This is a genomic window from Pseudomonas sp. TS_SC_3, assembly GCF_056156225.1.
The window spans coordinates 1587744-1599891 of sequence record NZ_CM149586.1 but is presented as its reverse complement, the minus strand read 5'-3'; the positions used below and the strand labels follow the sequence as shown (position 1 = coordinate 1599891).

Annotated in this window: 12 protein-coding genes; 5 read left to right on the top strand and 7 right to left on the bottom strand. The window is 59.0% G+C overall.

All coding sequences use genetic code 11. From position 1 onward, the window contains the following. The first annotated feature begins 4 nt into the window (after positions 1-4). Together AC0J6G_RS07775 and AC0J6G_RS07770 are read left to right on the top strand one after the other, a co-directional pair. Positions 5-463: a nucleoside deaminase gene (locus tag AC0J6G_RS07775; protein WP_475252841.1), complete on the top strand. Its 459-nt coding sequence runs from the start codon at positions 5-7 to the stop codon at positions 461-463. Further along, positions 447-1688, top strand: coding sequence for a cyanate transporter (locus AC0J6G_RS07770; RefSeq protein WP_475252839.1), 1242 nt, complete (start codon positions 447-449; stop codon positions 1686-1688). Before AC0J6G_RS07775 ends, AC0J6G_RS07770 begins: the two co-directional genes overlap by 17 nt. Before the next feature lie 59 nt (positions 1689-1747). Here AC0J6G_RS07770 and AC0J6G_RS07765 read toward each other — a convergent pair whose 3' ends face one another. Continuing rightward, positions 1748-2248 carry a disulfide bond formation protein B gene (locus AC0J6G_RS07765; protein ID WP_475252837.1) on the bottom strand — a complete coding sequence of 167 codons (501 nt, stop codon included), beginning with the start codon at positions 2246-2248 and terminating at the stop codon, positions 1748-1750. 302 nt (positions 2249-2550) lie between these two features. Beyond that, the gene (locus tag AC0J6G_RS07760) at positions 2551-2742 is read right to left on the bottom strand and encodes a hypothetical protein (RefSeq protein WP_475252835.1); all 192 of its coding nucleotides are present in this window, start codon (positions 2740-2742) and stop codon (positions 2551-2553) included. A 254-nt stretch (positions 2743-2996) separates the two neighbouring features. Here AC0J6G_RS07760 and katG point away from each other — a divergent pair, with 254 nt between their 5' ends. Further along, positions 2997-5207, top strand: a complete 2211-nt coding sequence (gene katG / locus AC0J6G_RS07755; RefSeq protein ID WP_475252833.1) for a catalase/peroxidase HPI — start codon at positions 2997-2999, stop codon at positions 5205-5207. A 156-nt stretch (positions 5208-5363) separates the two neighbouring features. After that, a complete protein-coding gene (locus tag AC0J6G_RS07750) occupies positions 5364-5915 on the top strand; it encodes an ATP-dependent zinc protease family protein (RefSeq protein ID WP_475252831.1) in 552 nt (183 codons plus the stop codon). A gap of 218 nt (positions 5916-6133) precedes the next feature. On the opposite strand, the gene AC0J6G_RS07745 is transcribed toward AC0J6G_RS07750, so the two are convergent. The 3 genes from AC0J6G_RS07745 to AC0J6G_RS07735 all read right to left on the bottom strand — a co-directional run bounded on the left by AC0J6G_RS07745 (position 6134) and on the right by AC0J6G_RS07735 (position 9110). Continuing rightward, positions 6134-7384: an OmpP1/FadL family transporter gene (locus AC0J6G_RS07745; RefSeq protein WP_475252829.1), complete on the bottom strand. Its 1251-nt coding sequence runs from the start codon at positions 7382-7384 to the stop codon at positions 6134-6136. A 161-nt stretch (positions 7385-7545) separates the two neighbouring features. Next, entirely contained in the window at positions 7546-8025 is a 480-nt protein-coding gene (locus AC0J6G_RS07740) for a hypothetical protein (protein ID WP_475252827.1), read from the bottom strand. Positions 8026-8255: 230 nt separating this feature from the next. After that, positions 8256-9110: a sulfurtransferase gene (locus tag AC0J6G_RS07735; protein ID WP_475252825.1), complete on the bottom strand. Its 855-nt coding sequence runs from the start codon at positions 9108-9110 to the stop codon at positions 8256-8258. A gap of 164 nt (positions 9111-9274) precedes the next feature. Between AC0J6G_RS07735 and AC0J6G_RS07730 the strand changes: the two genes are divergently transcribed. Further along, positions 9275-9952, top strand: coding sequence for a spermidine synthase (locus AC0J6G_RS07730; RefSeq protein WP_475252823.1), 678 nt, complete (start codon positions 9275-9277; stop codon positions 9950-9952). A 42-nt stretch (positions 9953-9994) separates the two neighbouring features. Here AC0J6G_RS07730 and AC0J6G_RS07725 read toward each other — a convergent pair whose 3' ends face one another. Together AC0J6G_RS07725 and AC0J6G_RS07720 are read right to left on the bottom strand one after the other, a co-directional pair. Beyond that, complete coding sequence (locus AC0J6G_RS07725) at positions 9995-10822, bottom strand: HDOD domain-containing protein (RefSeq protein WP_475252821.1); 828 nt, start codon at positions 10820-10822, stop codon at positions 9995-9997. 182 nt (positions 10823-11004) lie between these two features. Beyond that, on the bottom strand, positions 11005-12066 hold the full coding sequence (locus AC0J6G_RS07720) for an SMP-30/gluconolactonase/LRE family protein (protein WP_475252819.1): 1062 nt from the start codon (positions 12064-12066) through the stop codon (positions 11005-11007). Positions 12067-12148 lie beyond the last annotated feature (82 nt).

The following is a 12148-nucleotide window of genomic DNA, read 5'->3' as shown; positions in this document are numbered from 1 at the left end:
CGCCATGCGCGGTGACCATGATTTTCTTCAACAGGCGATTAGCCTGGCCGCGGCCAACGTCGCCGAGGGCGGCCGACCTTTTGGGGCGGTGTTGGTTCGTGAAGGCCAAGTGGTGACCGAAGCGAGCAACCAGATGCACCTGCGGCAAGACCCCACCGCGCATGCTGAATTGCTGTGCATCCGCCAGGCCAGTCAGTTATTGGCCAGCAATCGCCTGGACGGTTGCGTGATTTATGCCAGCGGCCAGCCGTGCCCAATGTGCCTGAGTGCTATGCACCTATGCGGTATCAGCCGTGTGGTGTTTGCTGCGGCCAATGCTGACGGCGAACCTTTTGGCCTGTCCACGGCTGAGGTGTACCAGCAACTGGGCTTGCCACTGGCGCAGCAGAGCCTGTGTATCGAGCACGTTGCGCACAGCGCGATGCCGGCACTCTACCAACGCTGGCATGCCCTGCATGCTTAGCCGTCTGTCACGCCATGCTGGGCCTGGCCTGCGCACCTGCGCCTGGTTGAGTGTGTTGATAATTGTGGCGCTTAATTTACGGCCGAGCCTAACGTCTCTCAGTCCGTTGCTTAACGACATCCGCAGCAGTGTTGGCCTGGGCTTTCAAATGGCTGGCTTGCTCACCACCTTGCCGGTTGTTTGCATGGGGCTGGTGGCATTACTCAGCGCCCAGGTCGAGTCGCGCCTGGGGGAAGGGCGCGGCATCGGCCTTGGCTTGTTGTGCATTTTGCTGGCCTGTGCGGCGCGCGGGGTTATCAATAACAGCACGCTGCTACTGCTCACTGCGCTGCTGAGTGGGCTGGGTATCGCGCTGATTCAGGTTCTGCTGCCGGGGCTGATCAAACGCCGATTTGTGGGGCGTGTGGCGCTGGCAATGGGGATTTATTCGGCGGCATTAATGTGTGGCGGCGGCTTGGCTGCCTGGTTCAGCCCGCGCTTGGCGAGCTATTTTGGCCATTGGCACATGGGGTTGGCGATTTGGACCTTGCCCGCCGTGTTGGCGTTGCTGCTGTGGTTGCAGACTCCCTGGCGTGCGGCCCAGGTGTTAGCGGCCGATCAGCGCTTAAGCCGGTTTATCCGCAATAAACGCGCCTGGACGTTGGCGGTGTATTTCGGCTTCAGTAACTGCGGCTATATGGCGGTGGTGGCCTGGCTGCCGGCCTATTACCAGCACTTGGGCTGGAGCAGCGAGAACAGCGGTGCGCTATTGGCCTGGATGACGCTGTTTCAGGTTTTGGCGGCCCTGGGCATGCCGGCTCTGGCCCAGCGCATGCGTGAGCGCCGTGGTCTGCTAAGCGTGAGCCTAGTGGCACAATTGCTCGGTTTTGCCGGGTTATTGCTTGCGCCGCAACAGGGCGCTCTGGTTTGGGTGGCGCTGATTGGCTTCGGCTTGGGAGCGTGTTTTGCTCTGAGTCTGCTCCTTACCCTGGATCACGTGCAGGAGCCTCGCGCGGCCGGTCAGCTAGCCGCATTCGTGCAGGGTTTTGGCTTTTTGATCAATGCGCTAGCGCCCGCTGTCGGCGGAGTGCTGCGCGAGTTCACCGGGAGTTTTGCCACCACCTGGCTGCTCATGGTGGTGTGCATCGCGCTGATGTTGGCGCTGACGCCGCGCTTTGGCCCGGCCAGTTATTGGCGCATTACGACCAACGCTCAACAGCCCCATGCCTCAGCCGCTTGCGGGTAGCGCCTGAGCGCATGCGGCTATTAGTAACCGCAAACGCTCTCTGTACCAGCGTGTCGTGCTTAGCGGCGCGCGGCACGCCAGGCGGTGAATAGACTCAAGGCCAGCAACAGCGCAACGCTGAACAGGGTCCAGTAAGTAAACGACAGGCCAAGGATGGTGTAGTCGTTCTCCCCGCACACGCCCGCGCTCATAAATACGCCAGGCAGCCACTCATGCAACGGCAGGTAGAAGGCATAAAAAGGGAACGGCGAGCAGCTGGAGCTTTCCAGCACTCCGCTTTCGATCAGCACTAAATGTGTGTTGTCGTATACCGCCATAGCGCTTGCAGCCAGCAGCAACGGCCAGAGTGGCAATGTAAGCCAGCGCAGCTCGAAAGCTTCCAGCGCCAGGATCAGCAGGCTGATAACGCCGCCGCAGAGCAGCCACAGCCGAATCTGAATACACAAGGTGCAGGGTTCCCAGCCCAGCAGATGCTGCAGCAATAATGCCCCGCCGAGCATGGCAAAGCAGGCAATGGCAATCAGGGCGAGCAGGGGTTTGAGTGAGGCGGCGCGGGACATCTGAATCTCCGAAGGGGCCTGAAACAGCTCAGGCAGATACTGTGCCGGCATCCAAGATACGCGGCGCAGGCTTAAGGTGTAATGCGCGGTGGTCGCGTAGCTATAGAGCTAGTTACTCAAGGATGATCGCCACTGCATAGGCAAACAAGCCCAGATTGATAATCTCGGCTGATTTTCCCGAATGGTTTGCTCAAGGTTGATAGCACTTGGCGATAAACCTTATTACAGAAATATTCGCCCGAAGTTCAAGCGCTGCCACCACCGTGCTAACACGCCAACACGTAAAGCAATATCGCCGAGGACTAGCGCTTGAGTAATGCGCTATCCAATTGGTTAAAACATTGCACGATGCGTTCATGGCTGACATCGGCAAAGCGCTGCTGGGTCAGGCTAACCAGAACGCTGGGTTTGACTCGGCCAGAGCTTAATTGGCGCTGCATATAGGCCAGTACTTCGGCGTCACTGATGTGGAGAATTGGGCTGGAGTTTTCCATGGCATGATGCTCATTATTTATTCAATTAAGGCTGCCGTTTCGGCTGAGCAATGCGGCCAGCAACTGCCCCATTGCACGCCTAATTGGCGCGTTTGCACAGCATGTGTTTGAGGGTATTTCTCGGGCGCAACTTTATCCTCATTGCGACATATTCCCCGGCTACTATAAGGGTCATACCAAAATCCTATTGGCCCGATTGCAGTCCAGCCACCAAGCTGGCTTCACGTAATAAGTAAATACAACAGGAGTGAATCATGTCCAATGAAGCCAAATGCCCGTTCTCAAGTGGCGCAGGTAAAAATACTGTCAATGGCGGCGCACCGAAAAATGCCGATTGGTGGCCTAACCAGCTCAACCTGAAAATACTCCACCAGCACTCTTCCAAATCCGACCCCATGGGTGTGGATTTTAATTACGCCGATGAATTCAAAACCCTTGATCTGCACGCCGTGATCAAGGATCTCACCACCCTGATGACTGACTCCCAAGACTGGTGGCCAGCAGACTGGGGCCACTATGGTGGTTTGATGATCCGTTTGTCCTGGCACGCTGCCGGTACCTACCGTATTCACGATGGCCGTGGCGGCGCAGGCACCGGCAATCAGCGGTTTGCCCCGCTTAATAGCTGGCCGGATAACGGCAACCTGGACAAGGCCCGTCGCCTGCTTTGGCCGATCAAACAGAAGTACGGCCGCAAGCTGTCTTGGGCGGATTTGTTCGTGCTCGCCGGCAACGTTGCCCTGGAATCCATGGGCTTTAAGACCTTCGGCTTTGCCGGTGGCCGCCCCGATATTTGGGAGCCGGAAGAAGACACCTACTGGGGTTCGGAAACCGAATGGCTGGCTACCAGCGACAAACCGCACAGCCGTTACACCGGTAACCGCGAACTGGAAAACCCATTGGCCGCTGTGCAGATGGGGCTGATTTACGTAAACCCGGAAGGCCCGGACGGTAACCCGGACCCCGTGGCATCCGGCCGTGATGTGCGCGAAACCTTCGCCCGCATGGCCATGAATGATGAAGAAACAGTGGCACTGGTTGCCGGTGGCCATACCTTTGGTAAAGCCCACGGTGCTGGTGACCCATCACTGGTTGGCCCTGAGCCAGAGGCTGCCGGGATTGAAGAGCAAGGCCTGGGCTGGATCAATGCCTTCGGCAGCGGTAAGGGCGTACACACCACCACCAGTGGTATTGAAGGCGCCTGGAAGCCCAACCCAACAACGTGGGACAACGGCTATTTCGACATGCTGTTCGGCTACGAGTGGGAATTGACCAAGAGCCCAGCCGGTGCTCACCAGTGGACCCCGAAGAATGTTAAAGCCGAGCACCTGATCCCGGACGCGCATGACCCCTCGAAGAAGCATGCGCCGATGATGACCACCGCCGATATGTCGCTGCGTATGGACCCGGCGTACGAGAAAATCTCGCGTCACTTCCACCAGAACCCACAGGCGTTCGCCGATGCCTTCGCCCGCGCCTGGTTCAAGCTGACCCACCGCGACATGGGCCCGCGTGCCCGTTACTTGGGCTCACTGGTGCCTGCTGAAGTGCTGATCTGGCAAGACCCAGTACCAGCCGTCGACCACGCCCTGGTAGATGCGCAGGACATCGCTGGCCTTAAGGCCAAGGTGCTGGCATCCGGCCTGTCGATTGCGCAACTGGTTAACACCGCTTGGGCGTCAGCTTCTACCTTCCGTGGCAGCGACAAGCGTGGGGGTGCCAACGGTGCGCGTATTCGCCTGGCTCCGCAGAAGGATTGGGAGGTCAACCAACCCGCTGAGCTGGCCAAGGTGCTGGCTGCGCTGGAAGCCATCCAGCATGACTTCAACGCATCGGCTGCGGGTGGCAAGAAAGTTTCCCTGGCGGACCTGATTGTTCTGGCTGGGTCTGCCGCGGTAGAAGCTTCCGCCAAGCTGGGCGGTGTGGATGTCGTGGTGCCGTTTATGCCGGGTCGTACCGACGCTTCGCAGGAGCAGACCGACGTCGAATCCTTCGCGGTGCTGGAGCCTAAGGCTGATGGCTTCCGTAACTACGCCCGTTCGGGTTACGAAACAGTTGCCGCCGAGTTGCTGGTCGATAAAGCGCAACTGCTGGAACTGACTTCGCCAGAGATGACTGTGCTGGTTGGTGGTCTGCGTGCGCTGAACGCCAATGCCGGGCAAGCCCAGCATGGTGTATTTACCAAGCGTGCGGAAACCCTGAGCAATGACTTCTTCGTCAACCTGCTCGACATGAGCACCAAATGGCAGAAGTCCGCCAGCGAGGGTGTGCTGGAAGGCCGCGACCGCAAAACGGGTGACTTGAAGTGGACTGGTACCCAGGTTGACCTGGTGTTCGGCTCCAACTCGCAGTTGCGTGCTCAGGCTGAGGTCTACGCCACCAGCGACGCTCAGGCGAAGTTCGTTAAGGATTTCGTGGCGGCCTGGACCAAAGTGATGAACCTGGATCGCTTCGACATCAAGTGACCCGTATAGAGGCCTAACAAGCCTCAGATGAAACCACTTCGCCCCGCCATGGTCAGCCATAGCGGGGCGAAGTTTTTTATAAGTGCTTGATTAAGCTTGAATTCATCCAGCACCGGTAAACTAGCCTAACTTTCTAAACGTTTTTGGAGTTTCCCTATGCCAAGCCTTGCCTGCGTATCACTTAAACAGGCGCCGGTCGCATTCGCACTCTGTGCTGCACTGTTCACCACTGGCGCGATGGCCAGCCAACCACAGATCTACGGGCTGCACGAGCAGGTTTCGTTGCATGAACTGGCCCTGGAGTTGCCCGCCAAGCTGGATACCGGCGCCGAAACCGCCTCGCTGAGCGCTAAGAATATTGAAATGTTCAAGCGCGATGGGGGCGAGTGGGTGCGCTTTCAGCTGGGTATGGAAAACGCCAAGCAGGCGCAGGTCATCGAAAAACCACTGGCGCGCATGAGTTACATCAAACGTCGTGCCGACGACCGCAAACCCGGCGACAAGCAGCTGTATACCGCGCGCCCGGTGATTGAGATGGATGTTTGCGTGGGGGATGAGTTGAAGAACATTGAGGTCAACCTGACCGACCGCAGCGCCTTTGAATTCCCGCTGCTGATTGGCTCATCAGCGCTGAAAGCGTTTAACGCCGCCGTCAGCCCGGGTGTGCGCTATTCAGCTGGGCAGCCAAATTGTATGCAAGCGAGCTAACGTGCACGGTGGCCTTGCGTGCTTTTACAGGCAGCCTCGGCGTTGCCCATTTGTACGACAGTACAGAGAGGCAGGGGCCTGCGAGAAATAGCTGATGCTTATTCGCCCGCAACAGGCTGAGGTGTTCGGCTAAAGGATGTGCAGGGTGCAGAACTGTCTCGGCGGCATTTTTTATTCTTGTGAGCGCCGCGCGAGTGTCGCCTAAACCGCGAGTTGAATCAGAAGCGGTAGGTCACTTGAGTGCCCAAGCCATGGGCGGAGTTCTTGTAGGTGGAGCTGTAGTCGCTTCTTTGAATCGAGGTGTCGGCTTCCTTGAGGTAGGAATAGGCCACATCGATGGTCATATCATCGTTCGGGCTCCACGCAGCGCCCAGGCTGAAGGCCTTGCGATCACCGGTGGGGATGCGCGGCGAACGATTGGTGTTGTTGGTTGGCGACTGGTCTACGGCCAGGCCGGCGCGCAGGGTCCACTGTGGGTTCAGCTTGTAGGCGGCGCCCACAGCGTGAGCCCAGGTGTCGTGCCAGTTTTGCGGTTCGCTGATGCTGGTCAGGCCGGGAGCCAAGACGCCACTTACGCCTTTGTTATCAGCGCGGATTTCTTCCAAACGGCTCCAGCGGGTCCAGGTGCTACCGGCGTACAGGGTCCAGTCGGCATTCAGTTCGTGGGTTACTGAGAAGTCCACCGACTCTGGGGTGGTCAGCTCCAGTGAGGCGTCGTAGGTGCCAGCAGAAGAGCCTATGACCACGCCCGGGCCGGACACTGTGGTGTCACCCTTCAGGCGGTAATCCACCTTGGAGTGGTAGGTCAGGCCGAAACGGGTCTGTGGGGTGATTTCAAACAGCACGCCGACGTTGTAGCCCAGCGCGGTGTCATCGCCCTTGATTTCGACCTTGCCGTCACCCGCGCTAGGAATGAAATTTTCGAGGGCAGAAGTCAGCTCACCGTCAATGCGGTTGATGGTTGGGCCGAATCCCACCGACAGCTGCTCATTGACCCGATAGCTCAGGGTTGGTTGCAGGGTAATCACCCGCACTTCACTGCGGTCGCCGTGATAGCGGCCCTGGAAGTTACGCTCGTAATCGGTCACTAGGCCAAACGGTACATACATACCGAGGCCGAAGCTCCAGTTGTCGTCCAGCGGTTTAACGTAGTAACCCATGGGCGCGCCGATAAACGGCACCATGTCGCCATCATTGCTACCACGGGTAGAGCCGCGGGCATCATCGATATCGGTTTTCGCGTTGATCAGCGCAATACCGCCACTGACTTGTTCGCGCTTGATGCGGGCCATGCCGGCGGGGTTGCCGAACACTGTACTGGCGTCTTCGGCAGACGAAGAACGGCCAGCAAAGGCGGTGCCCATGCTGCTGACACTTTGTTCATTGATGGCAAAACCACCGGCAAAGCCAGGGCCGGTGACAGATGCAAGGGCAAGAAACAGGCTGGTCTTGACGACTCTTTTGGACACGGAGGAATCCTAGGTTTTAGCGGGGGACGGAAACTAGCAACTTTCCATGACCCTTACCAGCCTTTGAAGTTCTATGAATGGTGCGAATTTACCGGCTCAACTGCAGCTATGTTCTGCTAATTACCACAAAATTGTCGGACAACTGCAGTGGTCGTAAGCGCTCACGCCACTTGGCTGAGGTTGCCAATGCACCGTTGCCAGGCGGCGATAAAGTCCTTGTTGCGACCATGCGGTTTGAATACGCGTCGCCAAATCTGCGCCATACCGAGCAGGTCATCGGCGGCTGGTAGTTCGCGGTGTTCGGCTTCAATCAGCATCCAGGCAATGGCTGTGGCGTAGCGCAGGTTTACGGTGAGTTCCAGATGCGGTGCGGCGAGGAAGGCATGCTGGCTGGCGAGGCCACGGATTTGGCTAGCCAGATCCGGATCAAGCGCCAGGTGCTGATCCCAGAGTTGCTGGTGGCGCTGGGGCGCGATGCGGTAAAGGCCGTGCCCATGTCGGTCATCCAGGGCTGAGCCAAGCCCGGATTGGCTGGCAGCTGTGCCGAGCAGCAAGGCTTCGGCGGCTGTCGAGTAACGGCCTAAGTAGAGCAGGGTAGGGCGGATGACATACTGGCTTAACTCGCAGGCGGCAATTCCCATAAAGCCCTCGACGACAAGTGACCGATGGGGCTGGGGCGCTGGCAGCTTGGTTTGTCGTGGTAAAGGCCCCATCGGAAGCGGGGTTAGCCGCTTAAGCTCAAGTGTAGTGTGAGCTTGTCGCAGTAAAGCTCTGTTTTTAAATTGTTATCGGCTTTCGATTGTGACCTATATTTCATTTGGTACTAAACAGCTGGCCGGCTTGCGTTAAGCGCACTGCCGGTCAGTGGGCTTCAGCCGCCAGTAGCGATGGGCCTGGCTGGATCAGTAATCCACTCGCTCCACGAACCTGCATACAGCGGAGCCAGCGGGTAGCCCGCCAGGCATAAGGCAAACAGGTTGTGGCAGGCGGTGACGCCCGAGCCGCAATAGGCCACCAAGTCACTGGCTGAGCGCTCGCCCAGCTGAGCAGCAAAGCGCCGGCGCAATTGCTCTGGGCTGAGGAAGTGGCCGTCACTGTCTAGGTTGTCAGTGAATACTGCGCACTGCGCCCCTGGGATGTGCCCTGCGACGGGGTCAATGGGCTCCACCTCGCCTTTGAAGCGCGGCAGGCCGCGAGCATCCAGCAAGGTCATCTGCTTATCACCCAGACGCTGCTGCAACTGGGCGGCGCTCACCAGTAAGGTGTCGTCAGCGTTGCCGCTAAGGGTGCCGGGAGTAACTGTGGGGTGGTCCTGAGTCAATGCGCCACCGGCTTCGCGCCAGGCCTTGAGGCTGCCATCAAGTAGGTACACACCTTCACGTTTACCCAGCCAAGCCAGCAGCCACCAAGCTCGGGCAGCGAATGCGCCGGGGCCGTCGTCATACAACACCACGTCACTGTGCGAGCTAAGGCCCCATTCACGCAAGCGTTGCAGCAGCTGGGCGGGGGCTGGCAGTGGGTGACGGCCAGTGATGCCGGGTTTAATCGGCCCAGACAGGTCGCGTTTCAGGTCGACAAATTGCGCGCCGGGGATATGCCCTTCGGTGTAACTGCGCTGGCCATAGGTCAAATCATCCAGCGCAAAACGGCAATCGAGTATGCGCAGGTCGGGCTCAGCAAGGCGCTGTTGCAGTTGGGCGGCGCTGATTAATTGGGCGATAGGCATGCCAGTCATCCTGTGGGCAGAGGGGTTGCGGGGATCATAAACCCTGGCGTGGGGCTGTCGAGGCTGCGTCTGCAGAAGATTTTCTACTAACAGGGCGCTGCATCTTGGTTCATTTATGGGCATGCTGCCTGCCCGTTTTGCTATGAACCAGGTTGCCGCCCCCCATGAAGCGTTTTGTATTGCTCGACACTGCCCCGATTCCTGATGGATCTGGTGCGCTGTGCCTGTACGAGTACGGTGAGGATTTTGTAATCAAGATTGCCGGCGGCGATGGCGGTCAGTTAATGAACACGCGCATGCATGGCTCTGAAGACGCCCTCGCTGCGATTCCTTGTAAAAAGGTTGCCGGAAGACCGGATTCGCGGGTGTTGATCGGCGGTCTTGGCATGGGCTTTACCTTGGCCGCCGCGTTACAAAACTTGGGGAAAACCGCTGAAGTGGAAGTGGCTGAGCTGGTGCCTGGGGTGGTGGAGTGGAATCGCGGCCCATTGGGGGCCAAGGCGGGTTACCCGATTCTTGATCCGCGAACACGGGTGATTCAGGACGATGTGGCTAATTGCCTGAAAAGTGCCGATCAGCGTTATGACGCCATCATGCTGGACGTCGACAACGGCCCTGAAGGCCTAACGCAGAAGCGTAATGGCTGGTTGTACTCGGCTCAGGGCTTGCAACGTTGCTTTCAGGCGCTACGGCCCAAGGGAATATTGGCGGTGTGGTCGGCCAGTGCTGATCGGGTATTTAGCGAAAAAGTACGCAAGGCAGGCTTTAAAGTGGAAGAAGTGCAGGTGTATGCCCATGGCAACAAAGGCACCCGGCACACTATTTGGATTGCCAGTAAATAGCAGGCCCCACTGAGCGCGGGCAGGCGCCCAGCGGGGCGGTGCTCAACTCAGCAGCTCGGCAAAGCCTTTGTCAGCATCCAGAATCGCCGGTAGCTCGTCCAGCAGGCCGGCCATGTCCAACCCTTCAAACAGCGGCCCTTGTAGGGTGGCCACTGCCTCAGGTATGGCCCCTGGGTGCTCGCGCAGTGCCTCGGCAATCGACACCGCCTGAGCCAGCACGCGAGGTAATGGCATGTCCGCAGGTGCCTGGAACGGTCGGCTCTGGTAGGCAATGGCATGCTGGATCAGCTCGGGCAGCTGCCAGCGCCGCGCCAGTTCCGCGCCCACCTCAGGGAAGCCAAAGCCCAGCTGCAGGGTCTCCTGTGCAACCCGCTGGGCAGCGCCGACGTCCTTGCCGTTCTGGTTGAGCCGCTCTGCCAGCTCGGGGGCGCCGGTCTGGATCAGCAGTTCGCCAATGTTGTGCATCATCCCGCAGGTGAACGCGATCTCCGCGGCCACGCCGCGGGTTTTGGCCAGCAAACGGCTGATGCTGGCCACCTGAAAGCTGTGTATCCAGAAACCCTTGAGGTCAAAGCCGGGCGGGGCCTGAAATGCGCCGGTTACTGCTGATGCCAGAACCAGGGTGCGCAGGGTATTGAAGCCCAGCCGCATGGCCGCATCCTCAACGCTGGCGGATTCACGGGCGCCGCGAAAGCGAGCGGAGTTGGCCAGGCGCAACACCTTGGCCGCGATCACTGGGTCCAAAGCGATATTGCGCGCCACGCTGTCTAGGCTGGTGTGTGGGTTATCAAACTGCTGGATGAGGTCTTGGGCGACGCGGGGGATGGAGGGCAAGCTATTTAGTTGCGAAAACAGGGCGTTTATATCCATGACAAAGCCTGCAGAGAAGGTTTGAACTCTCACGATAGCAGTGATTTTCGTGTCAAGACGTGCCGCTTAGGGCGCGCTGAGTAACTTCAGAACAGCTGCGCCAAAACTTTCCGAGCAAGGCGTGTTGGCAGCGGAGAGAGGCCCGCTGGCGAAGCCGCCAGGAGCCTCTTTTAACCAAGGGTTTAGCGGATTTTCAGCTTGCCGATGCGGTCGTTATCCAGGCTGCCGAAATACAGGTAATCGCCCACCGGCTTGACCGAGGTGATCATGCGCAGGTGCGTGCCACTGGTGTCGTGCAGGCTTTGGGTGATTTCGCCTTGCTCGTTAAGCGCGATGGCAAAGCCATAGGGCACGGCCTTGGGCCAGAAGGCGCGGGGCAGTTTGGCCAGCTGCGCTTTGGCCCAGGGCGAGCGATGCAGCAGGTCGGCGTCGGCTTTGCGCGGGGTTGGCAGGGCCACCCAGAAGGTGCCATTGCGGTCGCCCTGCAGGTTGTCCGGCAGGCCCGGTAGGTTGTCGATAAAGATGTCGTGGGTGCCGGCCTTGTCGCCGCTCAGCCAGTAACGGGTGATGCGGTAGCGGTAGGTTTCGTTGACCAGCACAAAGTCTTCGTTGGCCGACAGCGCCACGCCGTTGGCGAAGTACAGGTCCTTGAGCAGCACCTTAGTTTCACCGCTGGCCGGGTTGTAGCTGAGCAGGCGGCCGTGTGGGCGGGCTTCAAGCAGGTCGAGCAGGTAATCCGGCTGTTCGAAACGCTGGCTGGCATCGCTGAAGTAGATGGTGCCGTCGCGGGCGATATCCAGATCGTCGGTGAACGTGAAGGGCACGCCTTCGGCCTCGGTGCTAAGTACCGTGATCTGCCCCTGAGGTTCGATGCTGAGCAAGCCTTTATAAGCATCGGCGACGATCAGGTTACCGGCCGCGTCAAAGTCCATACCCAGTGGGCGGCCTTGGGTGTCGGCAAAGGTTTCTACGCTGCCATCAACGTTGATCCGCACGACTCTGCCGTCATGCAGGCCGGCATACACCAGGCCCTGGGCGTCTACGGCAGTGTCTTCCGGGCCGTGCACCTGACCGCGGCCGATTAGCTCGGCTTTCATCAAGGTGTCGTTGGGTTCCAGCACGCCAGTCATCGGCGGGATGGCCGGCGCATCCCAGGCCAGCGGATCAATCGGGCTGGGCGTGACGGCGAGGTAAAGCGCCGCCGCCGCAATCAAGGCCACAAGCAGGCCAAGCAGTTTCTTCATTGTTGTTATTCCCTCTGGTTAATGCGGTGCATGCACGCGTCGGCAGAATAGCGCTTCTGGGTTTACAGCGCGTAACGCGAAT